General features: G+C 60.4%; 26 protein-coding genes. 6 read left to right on the top strand and 20 right to left on the bottom strand.

Going from position 1 to position 26,190, the window contains the following annotated elements; genetic code table 11:
• Positions 1-63: 63 nt before the first annotated feature.
• From gspD to AFK24_RS16605, 12 genes are all read right to left on the bottom strand, one after another.
• Positions 64-2,370 carry a type II secretion system secretin GspD gene (gene gspD / locus AFK24_RS16660; RefSeq protein ID WP_065834385.1) on the bottom strand — a complete coding sequence of 769 codons (2,307 nt, stop codon included), beginning with the start codon at positions 2,368-2,370 and terminating at the stop codon, positions 64-66.
• A complete protein-coding gene (locus AFK24_RS16655) occupies positions 2,370-2,894 on the bottom strand; it encodes a general secretion pathway protein GspN (RefSeq protein ID WP_065834241.1) in 525 nt (174 codons plus the stop codon). The genes gspD and AFK24_RS16655 overlap by 1 nt, the downstream gene beginning before the upstream one ends.
• Complete coding sequence (gene gspM, locus AFK24_RS16650; RefSeq protein WP_065834383.1) at positions 2,891-3,502, bottom strand: type II secretion system protein GspM; 612 nt, start codon at positions 3,500-3,502, stop codon at positions 2,891-2,893. Before gspM ends, AFK24_RS16655 begins: the two co-directional genes overlap by 4 nt.
• A complete protein-coding gene (locus tag AFK24_RS16645; RefSeq protein ID WP_065834240.1) occupies positions 3,477-4,550 on the bottom strand; it encodes a PilN domain-containing protein in 1,074 nt (357 codons plus the stop codon). Before AFK24_RS16645 ends, gspM begins: the two co-directional genes overlap by 26 nt.
• Positions 4,547-5,269 carry a type II secretion system protein GspK gene (locus tag AFK24_RS16640; RefSeq protein ID WP_065834239.1) on the bottom strand — a complete coding sequence of 241 codons (723 nt, stop codon included), beginning with the start codon at positions 5,267-5,269 and terminating at the stop codon, positions 4,547-4,549. Before AFK24_RS16640 ends, AFK24_RS16645 begins: the two co-directional genes overlap by 4 nt.
• Positions 5,266-5,898 (bottom strand): prepilin-type N-terminal cleavage/methylation domain-containing protein, encoded by a 633-nt coding sequence (locus AFK24_RS16635; RefSeq protein WP_065834238.1) that lies wholly within the window; start codon positions 5,896-5,898, stop codon positions 5,266-5,268. The genes AFK24_RS16640 and AFK24_RS16635 overlap by 4 nt, the downstream gene beginning before the upstream one ends.
• Positions 5,895-6,272, bottom strand: coding sequence for a PulJ/GspJ family protein (locus AFK24_RS16630; protein ID WP_065834237.1), 378 nt, complete (start codon positions 6,270-6,272; stop codon positions 5,895-5,897). Before AFK24_RS16630 ends, AFK24_RS16635 begins: the two co-directional genes overlap by 4 nt.
• Positions 6,269-6,706, bottom strand: a complete 438-nt coding sequence (locus tag AFK24_RS16625; RefSeq protein ID WP_080482188.1) for a GspH/FimT family pseudopilin — start codon at positions 6,704-6,706, stop codon at positions 6,269-6,271. Before AFK24_RS16625 ends, AFK24_RS16630 begins: the two co-directional genes overlap by 4 nt.
• 8 nt (positions 6,707-6,714) lie before the next feature.
• Complete coding sequence (gspG, locus tag AFK24_RS16620; protein ID WP_065834236.1) at positions 6,715-7,146, bottom strand: type II secretion system major pseudopilin GspG; 432 nt, start codon at positions 7,144-7,146, stop codon at positions 6,715-6,717.
• 26 nt (positions 7,147-7,172) lie between these two features.
• Complete coding sequence (gspF, locus tag AFK24_RS16615) at positions 7,173-8,375, bottom strand: type II secretion system inner membrane protein GspF (RefSeq protein WP_065834235.1); 1,203 nt, start codon at positions 8,373-8,375, stop codon at positions 7,173-7,175.
• A complete protein-coding gene (gene gspE, locus AFK24_RS16610) occupies positions 8,372-10,096 on the bottom strand; it encodes a type II secretion system ATPase GspE (RefSeq protein WP_065834382.1) in 1,725 nt (574 codons plus the stop codon). Before gspE ends, gspF begins: the two co-directional genes overlap by 4 nt.
• 105 nt (positions 10,097-10,201) lie before the next feature.
• Positions 10,202-10,435, bottom strand: a complete 234-nt coding sequence (locus tag AFK24_RS16605; protein ID WP_065834234.1) for a hypothetical protein — start codon at positions 10,433-10,435, stop codon at positions 10,202-10,204.
• 489 nt (positions 10,436-10,924) lie between these two features.
• Between AFK24_RS16605 and AFK24_RS16600 the strand changes: the two genes are divergently transcribed.
• A complete protein-coding gene (locus tag AFK24_RS16600; RefSeq protein ID WP_065834233.1) occupies positions 10,925-13,699 on the top strand; it encodes a beta-glucosidase in 2,775 nt (924 codons plus the stop codon).
• Between the two features lie 27 nt (positions 13,700-13,726).
• Here AFK24_RS16600 and AFK24_RS16595 read toward each other — a convergent pair whose 3' ends face one another.
• Complete coding sequence (locus tag AFK24_RS16595; protein ID WP_065834232.1) at positions 13,727-14,380, bottom strand: TetR/AcrR family transcriptional regulator; 654 nt, start codon at positions 14,378-14,380, stop codon at positions 13,727-13,729.
• Between the two features lie 271 nt (positions 14,381-14,651).
• On the opposite strand from AFK24_RS16595, the gene AFK24_RS16590 reads away from it, so the two are divergent.
• Complete coding sequence (locus AFK24_RS16590) at positions 14,652-14,897, top strand: hypothetical protein (protein WP_065834231.1); 246 nt, start codon at positions 14,652-14,654, stop codon at positions 14,895-14,897.
• Between the two features lie 13 nt (positions 14,898-14,910).
• Here the strand turns inward: AFK24_RS16590 and AFK24_RS16585 are convergent, their stop codons facing one another.
• The 4 genes from AFK24_RS16585 to AFK24_RS16570 form a co-directional block, all read right to left on the bottom strand.
• Positions 14,911-15,705, bottom strand: a complete 795-nt coding sequence (locus tag AFK24_RS16585) for an ABC transporter ATP-binding protein (RefSeq protein ID WP_065834230.1) — start codon at positions 15,703-15,705, stop codon at positions 14,911-14,913.
• Entirely contained in the window at positions 15,699-16,697 is a 999-nt protein-coding gene (locus AFK24_RS16580) for an ABC transporter permease (protein WP_065834229.1), read from the bottom strand. The genes AFK24_RS16585 and AFK24_RS16580 overlap by 7 nt, the downstream gene beginning before the upstream one ends.
• Positions 16,684-17,757 (bottom strand): ABC transporter substrate-binding protein, encoded by a 1,074-nt coding sequence (locus tag AFK24_RS16575; protein WP_065834228.1) that lies wholly within the window; start codon positions 17,755-17,757, stop codon positions 16,684-16,686. Before AFK24_RS16575 ends, AFK24_RS16580 begins: the two co-directional genes overlap by 14 nt.
• A 151-nt stretch (positions 17,758-17,908) precedes the next feature.
• Positions 17,909-18,445, bottom strand: a complete 537-nt coding sequence (locus AFK24_RS16570) for a GNAT family N-acetyltransferase (RefSeq protein ID WP_065834227.1) — start codon at positions 18,443-18,445, stop codon at positions 17,909-17,911.
• Positions 18,446-18,977: 532 nt separating this feature from the next.
• Here AFK24_RS16570 and pseH point away from each other — a divergent pair.
• Positions 18,978-19,526 carry a UDP-4-amino-4,6-dideoxy-N-acetyl-beta-L-altrosamine N-acetyltransferase gene (pseH, locus tag AFK24_RS16565; protein WP_065834226.1) on the top strand — a complete coding sequence of 183 codons (549 nt, stop codon included), beginning with the start codon at positions 18,978-18,980 and terminating at the stop codon, positions 19,524-19,526.
• A 332-nt stretch (positions 19,527-19,858) separates the two neighbouring features.
• Positions 19,859-21,442 (top strand): aldehyde dehydrogenase (NADP(+)), encoded by a 1,584-nt coding sequence (locus AFK24_RS16560; RefSeq protein WP_065834225.1) that lies wholly within the window; start codon positions 19,859-19,861, stop codon positions 21,440-21,442.
• Between the two features lie 73 nt (positions 21,443-21,515).
• On the opposite strand, the gene AFK24_RS16555 is transcribed toward AFK24_RS16560, so the two are convergent.
• The gene (locus tag AFK24_RS16555; protein WP_065834224.1) at positions 21,516-22,253 is read right to left on the bottom strand and encodes an SDR family oxidoreductase; all 738 of its coding nucleotides are present in this window, start codon (positions 22,251-22,253) and stop codon (positions 21,516-21,518) included.
• A 207-nt stretch (positions 22,254-22,460) separates the two neighbouring features.
• On the opposite strand from AFK24_RS16555, the gene AFK24_RS16550 reads away from it, so the two are divergent.
• Positions 22,461-22,766, top strand: coding sequence for a DUF6482 family protein (locus AFK24_RS16550; protein ID WP_065834223.1), 306 nt, complete (start codon positions 22,461-22,463; stop codon positions 22,764-22,766).
• Here the strand turns inward: AFK24_RS16550 and AFK24_RS16545 are convergent.
• Together AFK24_RS16545 and AFK24_RS16540 are read right to left on the bottom strand one after the other, a co-directional pair.
• On the bottom strand, positions 22,755-23,015 hold the full coding sequence (locus tag AFK24_RS16545) for a DUF1652 domain-containing protein (RefSeq protein WP_065834381.1): 261 nt from the start codon (positions 23,013-23,015) through the stop codon (positions 22,755-22,757). The two genes, AFK24_RS16550 and AFK24_RS16545, sit on opposite strands and share 12 nt — an antisense overlap.
• Positions 23,016-23,169: 154 nt before the next feature.
• The gene (locus AFK24_RS16540; RefSeq protein ID WP_065834222.1) at positions 23,170-24,654 is read right to left on the bottom strand and encodes a PAS domain S-box protein; all 1,485 of its coding nucleotides are present in this window, start codon (positions 24,652-24,654) and stop codon (positions 23,170-23,172) included.
• A gap of 238 nt (positions 24,655-24,892) precedes the next feature.
• Here AFK24_RS16540 and AFK24_RS16535 point away from each other — a divergent pair, with 238 nt between their 5' ends.
• Complete coding sequence (locus AFK24_RS16535) at positions 24,893-26,146, top strand: MFS transporter (protein ID WP_065834221.1); 1,254 nt, start codon at positions 24,893-24,895, stop codon at positions 26,144-26,146.
• Positions 26,147-26,190: the final 44 nt, after the last annotated feature.

The raw sequence follows: 26,190 nt of genomic DNA, 5'->3' as shown, positions 1-26,190 counted from the left end.
ACCTCATAAGAGCGCCGCCGGATCAGGCGGCGCGATGCGGATGTCGGGCGCCATCATACGCGGTTAATCGTCGAGGCTCTGGCGGGCTTTTTCCGGACGCAGCAACTGCATCTGCTGGCGATAATCGTCCGTCACCTGACGCGACTGGCTGCTGCTGGTGATCACACGCGGGGTGATCAGGACGATCAGCTCGGTGCGATCCTTGGTTTTCGTGGTGCTGCCGAACAGCCATTTCAGGCCGGGGATTTTCCCCAGATAAGGCACGGCGGTACCGCTGTCGCTGTTGTCCTGCTTGATCAAACCGCCGAGCAGCACGGTCTGACCACTTTGCACTGCAACCTGGGTCGAAACCGAGCGGGTCGAGATACGTGGGTTGGTCTGGGTGTCGGTGGTGGCGCCCGCATCGCTGACTTGCTGCTGGATGTCCATGTACACCAGGCCACCCGGATTGATCCGCGGCACCACATCGAGGATCACCCCGGTCTGGATGTATTCGACGCTGCTCAGCGTGGTGTCGGAGTTGGTGGTGTTGACGGTGGTCTGGCTGATGGGGATGTTGTCGCCGACCTGGATCTGTGCCGACTGGTTGTTCATCACCACCAGCGACGGTGCCGACAGCACTTGCGTGCGGCCATTGGTTTCCAGCGCGTGCAAGGCAATCTGCAAGTTGGTGCTGACGAACGAGTAGAACAGCGAATCCGTGCCCAGACCCGCGCCGCCAGCACCCAATGCGCCCTGGCTGCCCGCCGTGTTGGCGACAGTGGTGCTGGTGGAATTACCCGCTAGACGCCCGAGGTACCATTGCACGCCGAGTTCCAGGGAACCGCTGAGTTTCACTTCAAGAATGCGCGTTTCGATCTGCACTTGCAGCGGCGGATTGTCCAGGCGCTTGATCGCGACTTCAATCTCCTTCCACTGCGCCGGACGCGTACGCACCAGCAACTGGTTGCTGCTCTTTTGCGCGGTGATACGGGTGCTGGAATCGAGAGATTTTGCTGCCGTGCCAGACTCGCCGCCCTGCTCTGCACTGCTATCGGCTCCGCTGTCCTGGCTTTCGTCTTCGGTTTCGGCGTCGGGATCCTGCTCTGCCTCGGCATTGGAATTCTGGGTGTTGCCCATGCCCATGCCGCTGCTGTTGCCCATGCTGCCGGAGCTGTTCATGCCGCCGCTGCTGTTCATCCCGCCAGAGCCGCTGCTCGAATTGAGCGAAGACAGGGTCTTGGTGCGCAGGCCTGGCGCGACTTTGGCGGCTGCGTCGTCCTTGATCGCGCCATTGCCGTAGATCTGCCGCAGGTACTTGGCCAGGTCGGAGGCTTTCATGTTGCGCACGTCGTAAACGTACATTTGCGGCTCGTTGCCGCCGCCTTCATCAATGGTGTGAATCCACTCGCCGACTTCGCGCAGGTACTCGGGCTGCGATGAGATCGCCACAATCGAGTTGGTCCGCTCCACGGGCAGGAAACGCACCATGCCCGCCAATGGCATGCCGCTGTCGGGACCGAACATTTTCTGCAACTCGGGCATCAGCTCGCCGACCGACGCACGCTGCAGGCCGTACACGCCCACCGACATGCCTTTGAGCCAGTCCACATCGAAGGTGTCGATGGTTTCCTGATAGTTGGCCAGTTCGTCCGGCGTACCGGCCAGGCTCAACACATTGCGCGCCGGGTCCACCAGCAGGAAGGCGTTTTCCCGGGCGAAAGGCTTGAGCAGTTTCTGCATTTCCGTGGCCGAGATGTAGCGCAATGGAAATAGCCGCGCAGACATGCCGTTGGACGGCTGCGCCACGGCCATTTCCGGAACCAGCTTGCCGGCCACCGCCTGACTGGCAGGCAGGATCACGTAGCGATCACCCTGTTTGATCATGGCGTTGTCAGTCCAGGACAGCAGCGTTTCCAGAATCGACAGCGCCTGCTTCTTGTTCACCGGCTTGGACGTGGAAAAACTCACGTCGCCCTTCACGCCCTGGGCAATGCTGTAGTTCTCGTGCAGCAAGTCGCCCATGACGCTGTTGATCACCGCCTCAATCGGCTGATTGGTGAAGTTGAACACGATGTCGCCGCTCTCCCCCGCCCGCGCCGCAGGCGCCGCTGCCGGTTTACGCACGAATTGCTGATTGCCACGGATCAACTGCCGCGAAGGCGCGGTGGCGGCCTGCGGTTGCTGAGTATCGGCTGGCGGCAGCTCGCTGCGTGGATCCACCGGGGCCCGTTGCGCACCGGTGCCTTGCAGCGCCTCGCGCATCAGGCCGTCATCCTGATCGACAGAACTGGAAGGAGACGCGCAGCCGCCGAGGGCGACAGCGGTAGCAAGGCACAGCATGGGGGTGCGCAAGGTGGCTATGTTACGGACTCCTGGAAAAGTAGCGATCACGGGGTGGACTCACGGGGAAGAGAAATAGGGGGTGTGTTGGACGGCGGCGGCAAACGCGGAGCGCGCAGGCTCAGGGTCTGAGTGCGGCCATCGGAAGAAAAATCGGCTTGCATCGGGGTCAGTTGGTCGAGCTTCCAACCATTGGGCAGCGCCTGGCCCTGGTGAATTTTCAGTGGCGGGCCATCGGCGCGCTTGATCAGCGCCACACGCAGGTCGCCGTCGATCATCACGCCGGTCAGGGTCAGACCGGCAAGATTGGAAACCTGGGCTTGCTGGGTCGAGCGATCCGGGCTGCGGTCGGTGCTGAACAGCGGCGCTTGCCAGGTTGTCGACAGGCTTTGCAGGCTGGCGTTGGGCGCGACATGGGTTTTGCCCGCGTCATCGATCAGGTTGCGCGGTGCTCTTTCCGGCAACCAGCCAGGCGAATCAGCCACGCCGCCGAGAATGCCGGCGATCAGCAAACCCAGAACCAGCACGACGCCCAGCAGGCTCATTTCAGCAGCCCGTAATGAACCGATCATGGCGCGGTCTCCACAATGGCGGCTGGTTGCAGATATCCGCGCACCAGCAGATGCGCCACCAGCTTGCCCGCACCGCCCTTGGCTGGGGCGTTGGCGTCGCGGCGCACGCTCATTTCATCGACGAACAAAAACGGCCGCTGGTATTCCAGCTCATGCAGGATCACCGTCAGCGGCTCGATGCCGCATTCCAGGGTGAGACTGACTTTCACCTGCCGATAGGGCTCGGCGCCATCCTGTTCAGGGGTGATCGGCATGCGCTGGGTCAGGCTGCAACCGGCGCCGGTGCTGGCGTGGCGGTTGATCAGGTCGGCGATGCGTTGCATCAAGTCGGCGGCGACGGCGCTTGGGTCTTCGCCAGGCAACAGGCTGGTGCTGCTCGCCGGATCGTTGCGGGCTTGCTCCAGTTGTTGTTTCAGCGAATCGCCCTGGCGCAGCAGACCGGCATAGCGTTGCTGCTGTTCACGCAACTGCTCGGCCTGCTCGTTCATATCCCGCAGCGGTCCGGCGAACCAGCTGTCGACCAGCAGCCAGTAACCGGCGCAGAGCACCAGAGACAGCACGATCAACGCCGCGCCGCGACGTTCACGGGGTGTCAGTGGTCGGCGCATCGGCGGCCTCCTGATGCAGGTGGGCGCGCAAGGAAAAATGATCCTTGCCGGTTTGCGCGTCGGGTTGAATCACGCCCTGGAACTGCGCGTTCTCCAGGCTGTGGCAATCCTTGATCCGCGCGATCAAGGCACTGGCCTTGGCGCTCTGCCCGGAGAAAGACACTTCGGCGCTGTCATTGATTTCCAGTTGGTCGATCCAGGTGTCGCGCGGCAGGCAGGCGGTCAGCTCGTTGAGCAGCGCGGCCAGCGGCGGCTGCGCGGCTTTGCGGCGGATCAGGTAATTGGCGGCGCCACGGGTGTTGGTCAGTTGCTGACGGATTTTCTGCACTTCGGCGACCTGGGATTTCTGCGCTTGAACCGTGTTTTCCATCTCGGTTAACAGGCGCTGACGGTCGTCGAGCCACAGCAGCATGGCGGCGATCAGCAAGCCGCCGCACAGCCAGGCAAGTTTGCGTTGCAAGCCCAGACCGCTGCGGCGCTGGCGGGGACGCAGCGGAATCGGCAGCAAGTCGATGCCCATGCGCTGGTCGTCGCCACCGCCGACATCCACGGCATGCGGTTGCAACCCGAGGGCTGCGCATTCGGCGAGAATCTGATCCAGCCGCTCGCGCAAAATGGCCACCAGCGTGACCTCAATCGAACCGGCATTGCGGCGTTCCTGACGCGCCACGAAGTACAGTTGCGAAGCGTCGAACGGAGTAAAGCGGTCCAGCTCATAACCCACTACGGTGGCCAGATTGCGCGCGGCTGCCAGCGGTAGTTGCAGGGTTTGCACCAGCACCGCCGAGGGTGGCAGGAGAAGAATCTGCTGCACCTCGGCAGGCAGCACCGGCAACGCTGCGGTCAACGGCCAGGCGTGCAGCTGCTCCGGCGTGTCGTGGATCAACAACCGTTGCAGTTTCTGCGGCAGACAGGCGCGCAACTCGACCAGCCACAAGTGCCAGCCGCGTTGCAGCAGACTGCCGCGCCACTCCTGGGCGATGCGTTCGACCAGAGCCAATATCGGCGCTGGCAGCGTCGTCAGCCGCGCTGAAATAAGTCGATTCATTCTTGCCAACGCAGCACCCGATAAGGCTGTGCGCTTCCCTCCGATGGGCTCAATAAAACAGTGGTTTGCAAACGGGCCGCAAAGCCGCCCGCGCGTTGTGCCCGACTATCGATCATCAACACCTGTCCCGCATCGGCGCCAACCGCGCTCTGATTCGGCAGGTTCAACGCCCGGCGCACCAAGCCCGAAGCAAAGGCCGGATCGGGCCGATCCATCCCGCTCCACAAGGTCACTTCCGGCAGCAGGCGCAGGTAGAGCGCCTGAGTCATGCCCGGCAGCTGGCGCACTTCTTCAATCACCCTCAAGGGCGGCGAGCCATTGCCACGCCGGCCGTCCAGCGCCTGGGCCATGGCCGCGGCCTGGTCTTTACCCGCCCCGCACGCCTGCGCCACTCGCGCGATATCGCCGACCACCGCGCTGTTCAAATCCAGCTTGCCGCGCTCGCTGCGCACGCTGACCAACAGTTGCGCGTCATCGAAACGCAGGGCGATGTCCCGGCCATCGGCGATCCAACGCTTGCGCTGGGCCGGATCGGCCAGCCCCTGCACCGCCAGCGCCAAACCCGCTTCGGCCGCCAGCAGCGCCTGGGTATGCTGGCGGGCGAACAGCGCCTGACGGGTTTCCAGCTGTACCCAACCCGCCAACCCGCCCAGCAACAAACTGAGCAAGGCCAGCGCCCACAGCACCAGCAGCAAGGCAACGCCCCGTTCGTGTTTCATTGGCCGCCCGCTCCGCCGGATAGATCCAGACGCAGGGCGACTACTTCCGTCAGCCACGGCACCGGGCCATTGACCTTGGCGTCGATACGCACGGCGCGGGGCAGACGCGTCGGCCACGGCCAATCGCTGATCCAGCCTGTCGCTTCACCCTTGGGTGACACGCCGCGATAGCTGAGTTGCAGCTCTTCAACGTCATGCACCAGCACTTGCGGGTCGCCCCAGGGTTTGGCGACCGTGCCGTCGGCGCTGGACTGAACCTGGGCGAAGGCCACCTGCAGATCACGTTTGCCTTCGGCGCCGCTCAACTCCAGCGTATGCAGCTGAATGCCGCCGCCCAGAGTGCCGGGCAAGGTGGCCACGAACTGCAAACGTTGCGCCGAGCCGACAAAAAAGCCGCTGCTTTCGCTGTCGTCTTCCGAACTGTCCAACGGCAACGCCTGGCCGATGGAACTGCGCAAGAAGCGCTGCGCCGCACGCATTTCGTCCAGACTGGTGGTGTAACGCTGCGCTTTGAGCACCGCGCGATTGGCCCCCAGCAACGCGCCGCCGACCAAGGCCATCAGCACTCCCATCAGGCTCAGCACCAGGAGGATTTCCAGCAGCGTGAAACCACGCTGGCGCTGCTTCACGCGCCCGCCTTGTCAGTCGGCCCGCGCAGTTTCAGCGTGCTGAACGTCGCTTTGCGGCGGTCTTCGCTGACGGTCAGGTCCAGGCGATACACGCGCGCCTGACCGGCTTTGCCCGGCTGCTGACTGATTTCCAGCTGCCAGTTGATGTCGCCGTCGAGGACGCCGTTACGCGTACCACTTTGCAACGGCCCGGCGGCTTCCTGATCGAACACCGTGCGCGCGGCATGGCTGAGCCGATCACTGCGCGAGACCTGTTGCAACGAACGCGCGCTCTGACCGAAAGCCACCAACAGCACGCTGCTGCACACCGCCATGACGGTCAGGGCAGCAAGCATTTCCAGCAAGGTAAAACCCGTCTGGGCGCTGCGCCTCATTGCAACGCCTTGGACTGCACGCTGCCGGTCAGCCAGCCGATATCGATGCGCCAACGACGATCACCATTGGCCAGCATCACGTTGCCTCCGGTGGAACCACCATCGGGGTAAAACTCCACGGTGGAACCCATTTCGGCAGCGGTCTGCAAGGTAACCTTCAACTCCGCAGGCCACTGGCGAATCGGTTGCCCCGGCGCCTGAAAGGCCTTTTTGCGCAGATCAAATACGGTTCTGGCCGGCTGCCCGGTGACAATCGCATTGACCCGGGTTGCCCGCAGCGCATCAACCATCTGCCCGACCGCCTGACGCTCCTTCGCAGCGTGCAAGCCTTGTTGCAAGCCGAAACCCACCAGGCCAACGGCGATGCTCATCAGCACGATGACCACCAGCATTTCCATCAGCGTGAAACCACGGCTCGCAGCAGGCATTCGCATAAAACGTGTTATTCCCAGTTGCCAAGGTCGGCGCTGTAACCTTCGCCGCCCGGCTGGCCGTCCTGACCATAGAAAATCAGGTCAAAGGTGCCGTGCTGGCCGGGGAAGCGATAACCGAAGGCGTGACCGAACGGGTCTTTCAGGTCCGACGGCTTGGCATACGGGCCAGCCCAGCCAGCGGCATTGCCGGATTTTTCCACCAACTGTTGCAGACTTTTCGGCGGTGAACCGACGTCCAGGCTGTAGCTTTCGATTTTCATGCCGAGGCTGGCCAATTGCGCCTTGCCCGCGCCGTATTTGCCCTTATCGACGTTACCGCCCACCTGACGCACAACAATCGTCGCGACAATGCCCAGCAGGACAATGACCGCGAGCATTTCCAGCAGGGTGAAACCGCCTTGTTTACGGCCGGATGCAGCGTTGAATCGGGTACGGCTCATTGCGTTGAATCCTCAAGTTTTCACATTCAGATATTGCTGGTCAGGCTCATCAGCGGCAGCATGATGGCGAGCATGATCACCGCCACCATGGCGGCCATGACCACGGTTAGGGTCGGCACCAGTGCCGCGAGCATGCGGTCGATGCCGCGCTTGGCCTCGACGTCGAACACGTCGGCAACCTTGAGCAGCATGCTGTCCAGCTCACCGGCCTGTTCGCCGACTTCAATCATTTGCAGGGCCAGGTCCGGCAGCAGCGGTTGCGCACCGAAGGCGCTGGCCAGGGTGCCGCCGCCTTTGACCGATTCCGCGGCCTGCGCCACCTGCGCCTGCAACGCGCGGTTGGTGCAGACCTGTCGGGCAATCACCAGCGCTTGCAACAGCGCCACGCCGTTATGCAGCAAGGTGCCGAGGGTTCGCGCCAGACGCGCCGCTTCGATGCGCTGCAACAACGGACCGATGATGCGGATGCCCAGCAGACGCCGGTCGTTGCGCTCGCGGCGTTGTGGGTCGCGCATGCGTACGCGCAGGCCCCAGATCAAAGCAATCAGGCCGACCAGCACCGCCAGACCATACGCACTGAGGAACTGGCCGAGGGCCAGGATCACTTCGGTGATCATCGGGATCGGTACGCCCAGATCCTTGAAGATCGGCACAAACTGCGGCACGACATAGGCCAGCAGCAACGCCAGCGAACCGAGTACACCGACCACCAGAAACGCCGGATAGATCAGCGCATTGATCACTTCGCCGCGCAGCAACTGGCTGCGTTCCAGGTAATCGCTGAGCTGGCGCAGAGTGCTTTCCAGCGCGCCGCCGGCTTCACCGGCGCGGACCATGCTGATGTACAAGGCGGAGAACTGGCTGCCCTCCTCTTCCAGCGCCACCGATAAGGGTTTGCCGGCTTTTACCTGTTCACGAATACGTTCGATGAGGGCGCGGGTTTGCGGCTGGCCGGGTTGCTTGAGCAGAATGCCCAGCGAGCGCTCCAGCGGCTGACCGGCGCCGAGCAAGGTCGCCAGTTGCTGGGTGAAACTGACCAGCGCCGCGCCATTCAACAGCCCGCCGCCAAACGCGTTGCGCAAACCGCCGATGCCTGCTGCTTCTATATGCAGGATCATCAGGCCGCGTTTTTGCAGTGCCGCGACCGCAGCGGCCTGATCCTTGGCATCGAGGTTGCCGTTCTGCGCAGCGCCCTGGCTGTCGAGGGCGCGGTATTTGAACAGGCTCAATTGCCTTCACCGCGAGTCACGCGCAGCACTTCTTCAAGCGAGGTCACGCCGGCAACCGCCTGGCGCAAGCCTTCTTCATGCAGGGTGCGCAAGCCGCCGCGTCGCGCAGCCTGCTCCAACGTCGCCGCGTCGGCATGGCGCATCAACAGGCTGCGCAGTTCTTCATTCATGACCAGCAATTCGGTGATCGCGCTGCGGCCGTGATAACCGCCGCCCGGCGCATCGGCGCGCGGCCGGTACAGCAGGATCGGGCGTTGGTCGGTAAAACGATCAAGCCCGTGTTCTTCAATCAATTCAGGCGGTGCTTCGAAAGACTCGCGCGTAGCTGGATCAAGGCGGCGCACCAGACGCTGGGCCAAAATCCCGTTGACGGTCGAGGCAATCAGATAGCTTTCGACGCCCATGTCCAGCAAGCGGGTGATACTCGCCGCCGCGCTGTTGGTGTGCAGGGTCGACAGCACCAGGTGACCGGTCAGCGACGATTGAATCGCGATGCGGCAGGTTTCCAGGTCGCGCATCTCGCCGATCATGATCACGTCCGGATCCTGACGCACGATGGAACGCAGCGCGCCGGCGAAGTCCAGGCCGATGGCCGGCTTGACCTGAATCTGGTTGATGCCTTCGAGCTGGTATTCCACCGGATCTTCAACGGTGATGATCTTGCGCTCGGCGGTATTGAGCCGCGACAGCGCGGTATAAAGGGTAGTGGTCTTGCCGGAGCCGGTCGGCCCGGTGACCAGCAGAATGCCGTGGGGACGTTCCAGCACTTCAAGAAACTCATCGAGGCGCTCGCCATCGAAACCCAGGCTTGGAAAGTCAAAATTGATGGTCTGCCGATCCAGCAGCCGCATCACCACGGACTCACCGAAGCTGGTGGGCACCGTGGACACTCGCAAATCCAGCTCCTTGCCCTGGATGCGCAGCATGATCCGCCCGTCCTGCGGCAAACGGCGTTCGGCGATGTCCAGCCGCGCCATGATTTTCACCCGAGAAATCACCGCAGCGGAGGAACTCGACGGTGGCGCTTCGGCTTCGTGCAGCACGCCATCGATGCGATAGCGCACCTTGAGCTGGCTTTCGAAGGGTTCGATGTGAATGTCCGAAGCGCGATTTTCCACTGCGCGCTGCATGATCAGGTTGACCAGGCGGATCACCGGCGCTTCGGACGCCATGTCTTTAAGGTGCTCGATATCCTCAAGAGCACCGCCCTCTTCGTCGAGGTTCTCGATCAAGGTGCCCATGGCCGAACGACCCTGGCCGTAGTAGCGCTCGATCAGGGTTTCCACTTCATTGCGCGGCCCGATGGACAGCCACACCGGCACGCCACAGGCATAAGCGATGGCCTGAAACGGATACAAAACGCTGGGATTGGCGGCCAATACGCGCAACCCGCCCTGACTCCAGCCCACCGGTACCAGTTGGTACTGGCGCATGAAGCGTTCGGTCAGGGTTGGCAGCGGATCCAGCAAGGGTGGTGCGGAATCGGCGAGCAGCAGCGGCGCATCCAGCAGCGCCGACCAGGCTCGAGCCAATTCGAATTCGGAAACCAGCCCCAGGCGCGTCAACAGCCCGAGCAGTTCGGTGCCATCGGATTCCTGGGCCAGACGGCGGGCGCGTTCCAGATCCACGGTTTTCAGACCGGCGTTTTCCATCAGCCAGGCGCAGACCTGCTCGGCATCGGGAATCAGCAATCGGGAAGCGTCGACGGGAACTAACGGCATGGGCACGGACATCTGTGTAAATCGAAGGAGCAGTGTTCGCAGCGCTCCCTTGAATTAATGGAGCCTGAATCAAGGGAGCCTGCGAGCAGGAATCTCAAAGCGTGATCAGTTCGGCGCTTTTTGAGTCGTGGTGGTCTTGGTGGTGCTGCTGGTCGGGCGACCGCCTTTGGTGGTTTCAGTCTTCTGCTTCTTCACGGCCTTGGCGTCGTGAGTCTGGGTCAGCACGGTGGAGTCGGTAGCACCGGACTTTGCATCGGCGTCGGTTGCATCAGCGGCCATGGCAGCACCACAAAGCGCAAAACCCAAAACAACACCTGCACCGATCAAGGGCAACTTCATAAACAATCTCCACACACAAATATAATGAATAGACATAAAGATAGCCTGAGCAACTCAGGACATTCTCATGCAACTTAATAGAACTACGGCAAAAGGCCATCAAACCAGGCGGCCTACGCTGAAAATTCTTAAACCAATCGACCAGTAGGTTTAGCGAGAGTTCAAATTTGTAAGCAAAAAATTCCAAAAACCACTCAAAAGCGATCTGAATGAGCTTTTGTTTGACTTCTTATGACAAGAATTGTCTTAATTACGCCGCCAGTGACCTGCCGGACGCCATTTTTGTGATGGCACTTCGGCACTAGGCAAGAAGTGCAACTTAGACAATTCTTATAATATTAAATCGTCGAAATTAACCAGTTATTGCAATGAGCCATCACGCTCAAAGTTGCGAAAGTGGCCAACTATTGCCTGTAGAAACGTAACACACTTTGCCGGGATACATACTTCCCGGCCATGAATTTGAATGAGCAGTTGTCGGAGATACACATGAACAAACGGAAAATGATTGGCGCCCAGTCGGCCTTGGCGCTACTGGCATTGGCGGTGTCGCAGGTATATGCGGCGACCAGTCCTGCGCTGAACGAAGGCATGGTCACGCGAGCGGAAAAAGCCGCTGACAAGACCCTGGCCAAAATGACCATGGAAGAAAAACTGGCCTATATCGGCGGCACCGGCGGCTGGGACGTCAAGCCGCTGACCCAGTACGGCGTTCCGCAGATTCACGGTGCCGACGGCGGCGTCGGTGTGCGTTACACCAGCGAAGGCAATGATCAGGGCGTGGTTTACCCATCCGGCCCGAACCTGGCCGCGACCTGGAACCCGCGCCGCGCCATCGACCTGGGCCGCGCCCTGGGTTATGACACGGCTTCCGGTGGCTACCAGTTCATCACCGGCCCTGGCGTCAACCTGTACCGCATGCCGTACAGCGGTCGTGCCTTCGAATACCTCTCCGGTGAAGATCCGTTCCTCGGCGCCAGCCTGGGCCCTGCGGTCATCAACGGCATCCAGTCCCGTGGTGTCTGGGCCAACGCCAAGCACTTCGCGGCCAATGACCAGGAAAGCAATCGCTTCCACCTGGACGAAATCATCAGCGAGCGCGTGCTGCGCGAGATGACCCTGCCGTCCTTCGAGTCTGTGTCGAAGAACAGCAAAGTGGCGATGATGATGTGCTCGTTCCAGAAAGTGAACGGCGAATACGCCTGTGAAAACCAGCACCTGATGCGCGAAATTCTCAAGACCGAATGGGGCTATCCAGGCTTCGTCCAGAGCGATTACAACGCTGTGGTCAACGGTTTGAACGCTGCTCAGGCGGGTACCGACCTGGACATGATGGGCTATCAGATGAATAGCACCATTCTCAAGCCGTTCCTGGACAGCGGCGAGCTGAGCAGCGCGACCATCGATGACAAGGTCCGTCGCATTCTCAAGCAGATCTACCTGTACAAGTTCGACAGCAAGGCGCCGTTGACCACCCACAACATGAACAGCGCCACCAGCAACCGTGTTGCCTTGAACGCTGCGCGTGAAGGCATCGTGCTGCTGAAAAACCAGGACAGCCTGCTGCCGCTGGACGTCAAGAAAGTCAAAACCATCGCGGTGGTCGGCAGCCTGGCCAAATACGCGCCACCAACCGGTTTTGGTAGCGCCAACGTCATGGCGGCCAACTACATCAGCGAGCTGAGCGGCCTGCAACAGATCGCCAAAGGCGCCAAGGTCGAATTCATTGATGGCCTGTCCCTGGACCAGACCACTTCGAACTGGACCAGCACCAACACTGACGGCAAAAGCGTCAAGGGTCTGAAAGCGGAGTTCTTCAGCAACGCCAACTGGTCCGGCGATCCGTCGGTTACCCGTACCGACACCCATGTCAATCTTGACTGGTCCGAAGGCAACTTGCCGAGCGCCGATGACGCGTACAGCACCGGCAACACCTCCACCGATTACAACGGTCAGACCAGCGGCAATATCACTGGCGATGACTCCAACACCTCGATCCGTTACAGCGGCCAGTTCACCCCGGCCGTCAGTGGCGACCAGGTGTTCAAGGTGCGTGCCGACGGGGCGATTCGCCTGTGGGTCAACGGCAAGCAAATCATCAACAACGGTGATGGCAAGCCGCTGATCAACAACAGCATCCCGCCGACCATCCCGCAGTTCGCCAAGGTCAACCTGGAAGCCGGCAAAGCCTACGACATCAAGCTGGAATACTCCCGTCGTCCGGGCTACATCTCGACAATGGGCGGCCTGGTTGGCGTGCAGATGAGCTGGGCATCGCTGGCTGCGCCGCAGGATCTGTCCAAGTACGACGCGGTATTGGTCGCAGTGGGCAACAACAACGAATACGAAGGTGAAGGTTTCGACCACAGCTTCGATCTGCCGGAGTTCCAGGGCGAGCTGATTCAGAGCATCGCCAAGGTCAACCCCAATACCGTGGTAACCATGCACGGCGGTACCGGCCTGAAGATGAGCGACTGGATCGATCAGGTTCCGGCTGCGCTGCACGCGTTCTATCCAGGTCAGAACGGTGGTCAGGCCCTGGCCGAGATTCTGTTCGGCAAGGTCAACCCGTCGGGCAAGCTGCCGATCAGTATCGAACGCAATATCGAAGACAACCCGATCTACGCGACTTTCCCGAAATTCGACAATGCGGAAACCCTCACCGAGATGAGCTACAAGGACGACTTGTTCCTGGGCTATCGCGGTTACGAGAAGAACGGCACCAAGCCGCTCTACCCATTCGGTTACGGCCTGTCGTACACCACGTTCGGCTACAGCAACATCAGCGTGACGCCAGGTGTCGCAGTGGGCAACACGCCGATCAAGGTGTCGTTCGACCTGACCAACACCGGCAAGGTGGGTGGTTCGGAAGTGGCCGAGCTGTATGTCGGTCAGCAGAATCCGAAAGTCGAGCGCGCGCTCAAGGAACTCAAGGGCTACAAGAAAGTGTTCCTGAATCCGGGCGAGAGCAAGCACGTCACCATCGAGCTCAACGATCGTTCGTTGGCCTACTACGATGTGACCAGCAAGCAATGGGTCGTGGACGCAGACAGCTTCAATCTGTCGGTAGGCGCGTCGTCGCAGGATATTCGCCTGAACGCCAAGCTGGTCAACCCGTTCCGTCAGGAACTGTCGACCACTACCAGCAACCCGCTGCCACGTTCGGCGTTGAACTCGACGCTGCGTGAACTGCCAGCGGTCAACACTGGTGGCGTTCTGAACCAGAACACCGACGATGAGATGGACACGACCGAAGACAATTGATCGGTTGATTCAGGGATAGATAAAGGCTCAGGGACGAGCTCTTATCGCTGTATCGACCCGCGCGATGTAGCTGTCGAATCGCTCCACCAGATCGAGCTGATCGGGAAACCGCAGCCACTGGATCTGCAAACCGTCCATCATTGCCAGAATCTCCTGGATCAAACCCGCAAGATCTACATCCCCGCGTACTTCCCCCATTTCCACCAGATCGGCGAACTGGCTGTACAGACGCCCGTAAATCCCCTGATAGCGATCCTGAAACCAGTGCCAGGCTGGCTGGTTCTCGACCAGGCTTTCTGCGTTGAGGATGGTGAACGCGCGCACCACGCCAGGCGCGGTGGCGTTGGAACGATTGATGGCGCGCAGGCTGCCCAACAGACCTGAAAGAGATTTTTCGGCGCGGACTTCATCGGCGATGCGTTGATTGACCTCGTCACGGCGCTGCAAAACCCCCATCAGCAGGGAAATCTTGCTCGGGAAGTGGTGCAGCAATCCGGCGACGGAGATCCCCACAATACCGGCGACCTGCGCCATGGACGCGCCGCTGTAACCTTCCAGGGAAAACACCTGCAACGCAGCATCGAGTAATTCTTCGCGACGCTTCTCGCCTTTGGGCGCACGTCGATGTTTCGGGGTGACTGGCAGATCCGCTGCGACTCCAGGCGGGATTGACTGAGTCATTTCAAGCTCCTTCTTGGGCAGCCGCGTACCCTACCCACAAAGACAAATTGTCGCAATCAGCGCCGTCCGCGAAATGGATGCCCATCGGACTGCACATTGGCACGCTATTTTCAGGGGATTCACTGTTCTGGAGTGTCGGGCCAGCAAATCCGCTGCTGACACGGATGTAGCACGCACTAATGACAGCCACTCAATGCAGTGGCGTCCATTAATAGTGCAATGAGTCGATCAACGGCTCGCAAGCCTTGCCATCGAAAAGGAGCTTCTGCTTATGTTCACTCTATCGCAGCTCAAGGAATCCTGGTTTCCACGCCGCGAGGCGAGCCCGGAGCAAACCGGACTCGACACCGAGGTTACCGGCCACGAACCCGCAGAACCGCTGATGAACATTGCCATGGCCGACGCCAGCAGCGCCCATCTGGACGATTTCGTCGATGGCGTCGAATGGGACTTGCTGCTGGTAGACCTGGCCTGCTTCACGGAAATGCCGGATTACGCCGGCTATTCCAGGCTCTAGTCAGCCGGTGTAGCTACCAGCTTTCCCCCAGACCCAGCAGGCCGAGAATCTGTTTGCGTAGATCGACCAGATAAGGGTCATCGCGATGGCGTGGATACGGGCGCTCGATGGTCAGTTGCGCCTTGATACTGGCCGGGCGGTCACTGAACACGATGACCCGATTGGCCAGCAACAACGCCTCTTCCACGTCATGGGTGACCAGCAACGCCGTGTAGCCCTGACGTTGCCACAGATCGATCAGCTCTTTCTGCATGGTGATGCGGGTCAGTGAATCCAGCTTGCCCAACGGCTCGTCGAGAATCAGCAGGCGCGGTTCGTTGACCAGCGCACGCGCCAATGCCACCCGCTGCGCCATCCCACCGGATAATTGCCGGGGATAAGCGCGGCCGAACTCACTCAAACCCACCTTGGCCAGCGCCGCATCGACTTTGGCCTGATGCGTCTTGAGCAAACCCTGAGCCTGCAAGCCCAGCGCGACGTTGTCCCAGACGCGCCGCCACGGGTACAGCGTCGGGTCCTGAAACACCACGACCCGACTCGGATCAGGCCCGGTGATTGGTGCGCCGTCGGCCAGCAGCGCGCCGGAATCAGCAGGCTCCAGCCCGGCGACCAGACGCAGCAAGGTCGACTTGCCGCAGCCGGATGGCCCCAGCAACGCGACGAACTCACCAGGCGCAACATCAATGGAGACTTTTTCCAGTACGGGTAGACGTTGGCCGTCCAGTGCAAAACCGTGGCTGAGGTGTTCAATGCGCAGGGCCAATCCGGCCGTCTGCGTTGCTGTTGTATCGAAAGCTGCCGTTACCATTTCATGGCTCCTTGCTGCCAGGCCAACAGGCGATCACGAATCAGGAACAGAGCGGAAATCAGCCCCGAACAGGCCAGCGCCATGATCAACAGCGCGGCATACATGTTGGCGTAAGCCGCCCAGCCTTGCGCCCATTGCAGATACCAGCCAATGCCGGACTTGACGCCCATCATTTCGGCCACCACCAGCGTCGAGAACGATGCGCCAAGGCCCATGAACAAACCGACGAATACATGAGGCAACGCTGCCGGAATCGCCACGTTGAAAATCAGGAAAGCCGGCTTGGCGCCCAGGGTGCGCGCGACGTCGTAGTACGCCTTATCGACGCTGGCAACGCCGGACCAGGTCAGCACCGTGACCGGAAACCAGGTGGCCAGCGCAATCAGAAACACACTGGCACTCCAACTGGTCGGGAACAGGAAGAAACACAGCGGCAGCAACGCCGTGGACGGCACCGGGCCGAGAATCCGCAGCACCGGATGCAACCAGTAGCCAATGCTGGTGGACCAACCGATGGCCACGCCAGCGACAAAGCCGGTCGCCGCGCCGAGGGCAACGCCGGTGCCGAGCAACACCGCCGAATGCAGCAGACTGTCGCCCAGCCGTGGCCAATCCTCGACATAGACATCAAGCAAGGCTTGCGGCGGCGCGAAAAAAGGCACCGGCAGCACGCCCAGCTTGGCGGTGAGCAATTCCCAAATGCCCAGCAGAATCGGCAAGGCGATCAGCCAGGCCCCGGCAGGTTTGACCCGGCGCGAAACGGCCGGCAACCAGCGCCCGACAATCCCCGCCAGCCCGACCAGCGCGGCGACCACCAGACACAAATTCGCCAAGCCTTGAGTCATCGGCCAGTTGCGCGTGGCATTGGGCATGTAGACGATCAGTGCGGCGACCGCGATCCAGGCCGCGACCGCCACGGCGCCCTGAACCCAGTTACGTGCCGGAGCACGCACGGGCGAATCGACCCGGGAAATTGCTTCAGCTGAAGACATCGGCAGTGATCTCCTTGGCGAACGCCTTGGCATCGGTGCTTTGGCGAATGACTTCAACCGTCTGCAAGTCGGTGACGTAGGTGACGATTTCCTGAGTCAAAGCCGCGCCAACCGCGTGATGGCCGTGGGTGTGGTCATGCAGAATCGCTTCGACTTCCTCGGTGGAGGTGTTCAGCGCATAGGCCTGGAAGCCTTTGGCGACCACTGCGGGATTTTTCACTGAATAGTCATGGGCCTCGAGAATCGCCTGGGTCAGTGCCGCAGCCACGCGCTTGTCTTCACGCACCAGCTTGCCGGTCACGCCGACCACGCAGCAGCTGAGGTTGGCGTATTCCTCAACCAGGTTGGTCGACAGCTCCCGAGCCTGGCCGGACTTGATCAGGCGATACATGAACGGGTCACTGCCGCTTACGGCCTGCACTTCGCCACGCTCCAGCGCGGTGCCGAGCAGATCTGCCGGGTACAGGCGCCACTCGACATCGCGCACCGGATCGACGCCGTGCTTTTTCAGCAGGATGGAGAAGAAGTTGCGATCCGGACTGGCCATGTCGGTCACACCGATGGCCTTGCCCTTGAGGTCTTCGAGCTTATTGACGGTGCCGTTGACGGCACTGAGCAGGCGCAGGCAGCCGCCGTGGGTGCCCGCCGTCAGCTTGACATCGAAACCCTGCTCCAGCGCCTTGAGCCAGCGCAACGCCATGCCAATACCGGCATCGGCCTTGCCGGTGGCGATGGCTTCGAGCAGCACTTCGGTGGAGTTGCCGAAATTGACCAGCTCTACATCGAGGTTGTGCTTTTTGAAGAAACCCTGACCGTGAGCAATGACGACTGGCGCCAGGCACACCGCATTGAGGTTGATCGCCAGCTTGAGGGCGCGCGGTTCGGCAAGCTTGATGAATTCGCCGGTTCCGGCTGGCTCGGCGCCGATGTCAGCGTGATGCCCGGCATGTTCGTCCACAGCCCAGGCGGAACGCGGCAAGGAAGCCAGCAAAGGGCTGGCCAATGCGACACTGGCCAGACCCAGCAGACGACGACGGGTCAAATGATCAAAGGCTGTCATGCGGTGTTTCCTTGAGAAGTGATGAGGTCAGGCCGTCATCTGAAAATCCTTTTAATAACTTTTCTCAAGGTTCCAGTGACTGGTTAAAACCATATCACTGGTAAAAACATTCCGAAAATGCATTTAAATTCTAAACTAATATGCAAACAGTCTATTGGTCATAGGGATCGCTGAGCGAGCCGTCGCCGAGGGCTCGCTGCATCAAAACGGTGTCGACCCAGCGCCCGTGCTTGAAGCCTACCGCTTCAAATACGCCGACCCGCCGAAAACCCATCCGTTCGTGCAAGCGAATCGAAGCAATGTTCTCGCTATTGCCAATCACCGCAACCATTTGCCGCCAGCCGCCGCGCACACAATGTTCGATGACTTCGGCCAGCAACGCCTGACCAATGCCCTGCCCGCCCATGCCGTCTTTCATATAAACCGAGTCTTCGGCGGTAAAACGATAGGCAGGTCGCGGTCGATATAAGGTGGCGTAGCCATAACCGACGACTTCTCCGCCCAGCTCCGCAATCAGATAAGGCAACCGGCGAGCCAGGATCTCGGCACGACGACGGAGCATTTCTTCCAGACTGGGTGCTTCCAGTTCGAAGCTGGCAAGGCCGGTCAGCACGTGTTGCGCATAAATAGCCTGTACGGCAGGCATGTCATCCTCACGCGCGTCGCGCAAGGTCAGGGCTGGGTTCATGGTCAGTTCTCACAAGGGAAAGGTCGCTCCAACAACGAATCGAATTCTATCTGTAGGAGGCAACTTGTAGGCGAAGTAATGTCTCCGTCTCTTTATTCTGGCGCCGCGCTTCGAATCGAGTGGCACCAACAGCATTCGCGGTGCGGCTTATTCAGGTTCCGTCCTGACGGCCGGGTCCATTTTGTTACGGCAAAATAGACGAAAACCATGTGCGCTGACGTCCGGCCCGACTTCGTCGGGTTTGGCGGTGTCGGCAAGATAGCGGCACGGAAAGCAAAAAACAAAGCACGGGGCAAGGGCTGAACGCCGATTCCGTTGGAGCGAGGCTTGCCCGCGAATCAGCCGTAGGATCGACCGTAGGAGCGACTTCAGTCGCGAGCCGCTCAATTGCCTCCCGGCTAAAGCCGGTCCTACAACGATTCGCGGGCAAGCCTCGCTCCAACAACGGGCAGAGCGTCATCACCATTACGTTGATTGCCGAGCCAGCCGCCTGGAAGTAATCTGCTTCCCTGATCCCCGTAGGACAATCCACATGCAGTTCCTGCCGTTGCTGGAAGCCTCATCACCTATCAAGGCTCAGGTGCGCAACCTGCGTAATCAGCTCGCGGTGCGCAGTTTCATGTACAGCGATCATGAAATCAGCGAATCGGAACACGCTGCCTGGCTGCGATCTCTGGAAGACAATCCGCGCCAGTCGGTATTTGTGGTGCTGATCGACGGCCTTGCCTGCGGCGTGGTGGCGTTGAATGCGATCAACGCCACCCACCGCAGCGCCGACTGGGCGTTTTATCTGGACAGCGCGCTGCAAGGCAAAGGCGTTGGCAGTCGGGTCGAGTTCTGGTTGCTGGATCATGCCTTTAATACGGCAGGCCTGGAGAAGCTCAACTGCGAAGTGCTGGCGACCAATCAGGCGGTGATCCGGCTGCACCAGAAGTTCGGTTTCATTATCGAAGGCGTGCGTCGCCAGAACGTCATCAAAAACGACGAACGTATTGATGTGGTATTGCTGGGCATCACCCGGGATGAATGGGCTGTACAGCGGCCGAAGATGCTCGATGTGATGCGCCGGCTTAAGCGCTGAACCTGACTAATGTGGGAGGGAATTTATTCCCGAAAGCGTCGGAATGGCTGATGTAGATACGTCGCCCGGACCATTGTCTTCCCGGATGAATCCGGTCCCACAAGCGTTGTGAATACGGCGCTATAGTGAACGGTCTGCGCCGAATCGTCGGTTGCGCAGTCTGGCTTCTAGTTGTACGATGACTGTCAACTTTTTCGCTTCATCTACCGTGCTGGCAGCCTGTTTATCCGGTGCAGCGCGGTCGGCAGATGTCTAAAACAGGCAACACGCCCGATTAAACCCGCAAATATTTTTGCCAAACAACTCTTTACCTATAACAACAGGAGACACAGATGCCTAATGTTCTCGGCCACAACTTCATCGCAGGTGCCCGCAGCGCCCTTGGCGAGCCGCAACACAAAAGTCTCGACGCCACCACTGGCGAAGCGCTGCCATTCAGTTTTTATCAAGCCACCGACGCGGAAATCGATGCGGCAGCCCTGGCTGCGCAAGCTGCGTTTCCTGAATACCGTCAGCTGAGCCCGGCCCGTCGCGCAGAGTTTCTTGAAGCCATCGCTGATGAGCTGGATGCGCTCGGTGATGATTTCGTTGCTATCGTTTGCCAAGAAACCGCACTGCCAGCAGGGCGTATCCAGGGCGAGCGCGGTCGCACCAGCGGCCAGATGCGTCTGTTCGCCAAAGTCCTGCGTCGCGGTGATTACCTCGGTGCGCGCATCGACCTCGCCCTGCCGGATCGCAAGCCGTTGCCACGTACCGACCTGCGTCAATACCGCATTGGTGTAGGCCCTGTTGCCGTGTTCGGCGCCAGCAACTTCCCGTTGGCCTTCTCCACCGCTGGCGGCGACACCGCTTCGGCACTGGCCGCCGGTTGCCCGGTGGTGTTCAAGGCTCACAGCGGCCACATGGCGACTGCTGACCTGGTGGGCTGCGCAATCATCCGCGCTGCCGAGAAAACCAACATGCCTAAAGGCGTGTTCAACATGATTTTCGGCAGCGGCGTCGGCGAAGGCCTGGTCAAGCATCCGGCCATTCAGGCGGTGGGCTTCACCGGTTCCCTGAGCGGCGGCAATGCGCTGTGCAAAATGGCTGCGGAACGTCCGCAACCGATTCCAGTGTTCGCGGAAATGTCCAGCATCAACCCGGTGGTTCTGCTGCCGCAAGCCCTGTCCGCTCGCGGCGAATCCGTGGCCAAGGAACTTGCCGCTTCGGTGGTCATGGGCGCAGGTCAGTTCTGCACCAACCCTGGCGTCGTGATCGGCGTCAGCTCGCCTGCCTTCACCGCGTTCCTTGAGCAGCTCAAGGAACAAATGGGCGGCCAGCCAGCGCAAACCATGCTCAATGCTGGCGGTCTGCGCAGCTACAGCAAAGGCGTCGAGCATCTGTTGTCGCACCCTGGCATTACTCACCTGGCAGGCAAGCCGCAGGAAGGTAAACAGGCTCAGGCGCAACTGTTCAAGGCTGATATCAGCCTGCTGCTCAATGGCGACGAACTGTTGCAGGAAGAAGTTTTCGGCCCAACCACGCTGGTGATTGAAGCGGCTGACGATGCCCAGCTGAAAAGCGCGCTGCAAGCCTTGCGCGGCCAGCTCACCGCTACCCTGATCGGCGAACCGGCTGATCTTGAGCAATACCAATGGCTGGTGCCGGTGCTGGAAGAGAAAGTTGGCCGTATCCTGGTCAACGGCTACCCGACTGGTGTTGAAGTCTGCGAGGCCATGGTCCATGGCGGTCCATACCCGGCGACTTCCGATGCCCGTGGCACTTCGGTCGGCACCCTGGCGATCGATCGTTTCCTGCGTCCGGTCTGCTACCAGAACTACCCGGATGCCCTGCTTCCGGCAGCGTTGCAAAACGCTAACCCTCTGGGCCTCAAGCGCCTGGTGAACAGCGAGTGGAGCGATCAGCCCATCGCTTGAATACTGACTTCGGTCAGATAAAACGGCGCGGCCCTCAAGCCGCGCCGTTTTTTTTATGCCCCGCGCAAAACCATCAGAATGGGCTTGCTGTAGGCCGCACGATAATTTCGCTGACGTCCACATCTGCGGGCTGTTCGATTGCGTAAGCAATGGCGCGGGCAATCGCCTCGGCCGGAATCGATATCTTGCGAAATTCACGCATCTCAGCACGACCACCTTCGTCGGAGATACTTTCCGCCAGTTCCGATTCCGTAACTCCCGGCGACACCAGGGTCACGCGGATATCGCCGCCCACTTCCTGTCGCAAACCTTCGGAAATCGCCCGCACCGCGTACTTGGTGGCGCAGTACACCGCTGCCGTGGGCGATACCGCGTAGGCACCAATCGACGCGATGTTGATGAACTGACCCGAACGTTGCTGCTGCATGATCGGCAACGCAGCCGCGATGCCATGCAGCACGCCACGAATATTGACGTCGATCATCTGGTTCCACTCCTGAACCTTGAGTGCTTCCAGTTTTGAAAGCGGCATGACCCCGGCGTTGTTGAGCATCACGTCCAGGCGCCCGTGACGGGCGACCGTTTGCTCAACCAGCGCCTGCACGCTCTGCAGGTCGATCACATCCAGCGAATGATATTCAGCGCTGCCGCCCGCCTCCTGGATCTCGGAACACAGGCGCTGCAGACGCTCAGTGCGGCGCGCCCCCAGCACGACATGCGCGCCGCGCTCTGCAAGCAGCCGCGCAGTTGCTTCGCCAATGCCGCTGCTGGCACCGGTAATCACCACGATTTTGTCTTGAATAGTCGACATGTCGGCACACCTGAAAATGTGGATGCTCAGGGCGAGCATCGCTGCAGGATCAGGTTAGGCGCACGACAATTATGCAGTTAGACGGATTCTCCGCAGTTCTTGCCCGATTCTGTCCGCTGCGTCTGGAAGCGGATTGAACTCACGCCAGAGCGCCTCCTCGAATCTGAGAGGCAGGCATTCGCCCTTCCCTCCTCAAGAGGTAGCGTCATGGACATGAAAAAACTTGCCACACACGTCAAAGCCGGCGAAATCCAGGAGATTCAGCTGGTGACCATGGAAGGCGGTTCGTATGTGATTCACGCAGTGATGCAGGGCACTTCGCATCCGGTGCAGGACGGCCACGGCGACACCTTTCACGTCGCCTCGGTGGACGAGGCGCGTAAATATCTGGCGGGTGTACCGGAAGTGCCGCTTTATCTGGTGCATCCGACCGTTTATGACGAGATGGTGGGACAAGCCGACAGTGACGCCGTGCCCACCCGCGAGCCGATTCCGTTTCGCTCAAGCCTGTGACGGCTGACCCAGCACGGAGCTCATGCTGACACTGGTGAGCTCGTCGCGTAACTCTTCGATAAGCGTCAGCACGGCTTCATGGCTCTTGAGCTTGTCGACGGCGATACCCGTCACGACCAGATCGACCCGGCCGCTGTCGCGATCATAAATGCGCACCATCAGTGAGCCGTCCGGGCTGACAGTGCAGTCGCACGCCATGGGCTCGAAACTGTGTTCGATCAGTTGGCGCACCTGGGCCAAGTACGTCACGAGCGGCGGCCTGCGGTGATCATGCATCTGAGCATTTGCAATGTTTTCCCCTGCGTCAGTACGAAAAAGGATCGTCAGGTTATAAACAATGCAATGAATTAAACAGACGAATTTGCACTGGTCCGACTAGTACGTTCGCACCAGCACGGATGAGCTATTTACGTTTATCAGAGGAAAACAGCGCCCGCTTGCGCGCCCAGATAATCGCCTCCGAGCGACTGTGCAGGCCCAGTTTGGAGTACATGGTAGCCACGTGATTTCGCACGGTATTGGGCGCCAGCTTGAGTCGCAAGGCGATTTCCTTGTCTGCCAGGCCTTCGCAGATCAGGCCCAGCACGTCCTTTTCCCTGGCGGTAAGGTCAACCAGCGACGTGCCCGGCAACTCGGGTCGCTTGACGCTTTTGGCGCTGGCAAGCTTGTCGATCAGCGTGCGGGTGAACCATGACGCATCCTGCATCACCTCTTCAATTGCGCTGACCAACTCGCTTTCCGAACGCTTGCGTTCAGTAATGTCCATCAGCACCAGCAAGTAGCAGGTCGCGCCCTGAATACTGACCGTGTCCGCCGAGGCAACGCAGTCGATGATGCCGCCGTCTTTTCTGCGCACCTTCAGATCCATGCCCTCGATGCGGCCGGATTTTTCCAACGCCTGCAACAGTTGGGCGCTGGTGGTTTTGCCGTCCAGAAAGTCGATTTCCTTGAGCGTTCGCCCCGTGACTTCCTCGCCAGTAAAGCCAGTGGTTTTCAGGAAGGCGTCGTTGACTTCCACCGCCTGCTGAAGGTCAGCGCTGCACACCAGGGTTGGCACCGGGCTCAGGCGAAATGCCTTGGCGAAGCGCTCTTCGCTCTGGCGCAAGGCGATTTCGATCTTGCGCCGTGGCTCCAGATCCATGAAGGAGAACAGCATGCAGTCCTCCTCATTGATATCCAGCGGCTGGCCGGCGACGATAACCAGCTTGTTGCCACCGTCAGGCAACTTCAGGTCGGCCTGCATTTGCGGGATGGTGAGGCCGTCATTGAGGCGCTGGATCGCCAGATCCTTGCGCTCGGCGTTTTCCAGCACGTCCACTTCATAGACCGAACGGCCGATCACTTGCTCACGGCTGTAACCGGTCATTTCCAGAAAGCCCTGGTTGACCTTGATATAGCGCAAGTCACTAAGGCGACAGATGACCGCAGGTGCCGGATTGGCATTGAACGTCTTTTCAAAGCGCTCCTCGGCGTTGGCCCATTCCGTGGCGTCGGTCATGATCAAGACCAGCAATTCCGGTTTGCCGGCGCTGTCGGTGAGAATCATGCTGCGCACACTGTGCACCCAGCATTTGTCTTCAAAGGCTTTGGCCCGCACCTCCACTACCATGTCACTGAACGTCTCGCCGGTTGCGACCCGGTTGATGGGATAGTGCTTTTGAGCCAGCGTCTTACTGTCGCGATAGCGCAGGGCGAACCGCGACGCGTAATCGCTGGCGTCAGTACCCAACTGCCCGACCTTGTCCACGCCGTGCATGGCCAAGGCTGCTTCGTTGGCCCAGACGATGGTCTTGTCCAGCTCGATCAGCAGCACGCCATCGGACAATCCGGAGATGATCTCCTGCAATTGTCGACGATTGGTTTCACTCTCCAGAACTGCCTGACTCATTGCTTCTCCTTGGGTATTCATCTGCGTGGCTGGCAGCCAGCCTCTGCCACGGTTGGACCGGTGTGCCCCGTCACGAATTCCACGAGACCTGCATCCCTGCGCAAAAAACCTGTGCGACCGGTGGACACTTCGAAACCGGCGCGGTCAAACCCTGCGAATGCGCAAACGACTGCATGCAGTGGTTCATCGGGCATCGGCAGCAACCATCAGGCGCACGGCGCTTCCGCAGGGGAATCACATGGACGCTCAGGGGCTACGTCGCAATAACCTGTCCCTGGACGGGTTGAATTTTTTCCTCGCCGATGTCCGTGACGGGCTCGGCCCGTACCTCGCGATTTATCTGCTGGCGGTGCACCACTGGGACCCGGCCAGCATCGGTGTGGTCATGACCGTGGCGGCAATCGCCGGGCTGATCACCCAGGCGCCAGCCGGAGCCTTGATTGACCGCACGCGAAGCAAACGCGCCGTGGTGGCAGGCGCCGCCTTGCTGGTTACGGTGAGTTGCGTGGTGCTGCCGTTTATTACTTCATTCACGCTGGTGGCCTTGACCCAGGCCGTCAGTGGCGTTGCGGCGTCAGTGTTCGCCCCGGCGATTGCCGCGATTTCATTGGGGATCACCGGCCCCAAAGCGTTTACTCGCCGCACGGGTCGCAATGAAACCTTCAACCACGCGGGCAATGCCTGCGCAGCACTGCTGGCGGGCGGCTTCGCCTGGCTGTTTGGCCCGGTGGCGGTGTTCTACCTGATGGCGGCCATGGCAGTCGCCAGCGTGATAGCGGTGAGTTGCGTGTCCGCCAAGGCCATCGACCATGACCTGGCCCGCGGCCTGGATGCCGATCATGTGCACCACAGCGACCAGCCTTCAGGGCTCAAGGTCGTGCTGGGCAACAAGACGCTGCTGCTGTTCGCCATTTGCTGTGGGCTTTTCCACCTCGCCAATGCGGCGATGCTGCCCCTGGTCAGTCAGAAACTCGCTCAGGTCAATCTGCAGATGGCGACGCCGCTGACCTCAGCATGCATCGTTGCGGCGCAACTGGTGATGGTGCCTGTGGCTCTGCTGGTAGGCACCAAGGCCGACATTTGGGGGCGCAAACCTTTGTTGCTGGCCGGGTTCCTGATCCTGCCGATCCGCGGTGTGCTGTATGTGCTGTCCGACGATCCCTATTGGCTGGTCGCGGTGCAGTTGCTCGACGGCATCGGTGCCGGGCTGTTCGGCGCTCTGTTTCCGCTGGTGGTCAAGGACCTGACCCAAGGCACAGGCCGCTTCAACGTGAGCCTTGGTGTAATCTCGACGATCTTTGGCCTGGGCGCGGCGCTGAGCAACAGCCTGGCAGGATTCGTGGTGCAGGCGGCCGGTTACAGTGCGGCATTCCTGACCCTTGCGGCGATCGCGGCAGTGGCATTTGCCTTGTTGCTGATGATGCCGGAAACCCTGGAAACGTCCGTCAGGCACATCAGCAAGCCTGTGGGAGCCACACTGCCGAGCACCTGAAATCGATTGTCTCGCCGCTGTCATCCCCTTCAAACCTGAGTAGA

The organism is Pseudomonas syringae, from assembly GCF_001698815.1.
GTDB lineage: Bacteria > Pseudomonadota > Gammaproteobacteria > Pseudomonadales > Pseudomonadaceae > Aquipseudomonas > Aquipseudomonas syringae_A.
This window is presented reverse-complemented; position numbering and strand designations above follow the sequence as displayed.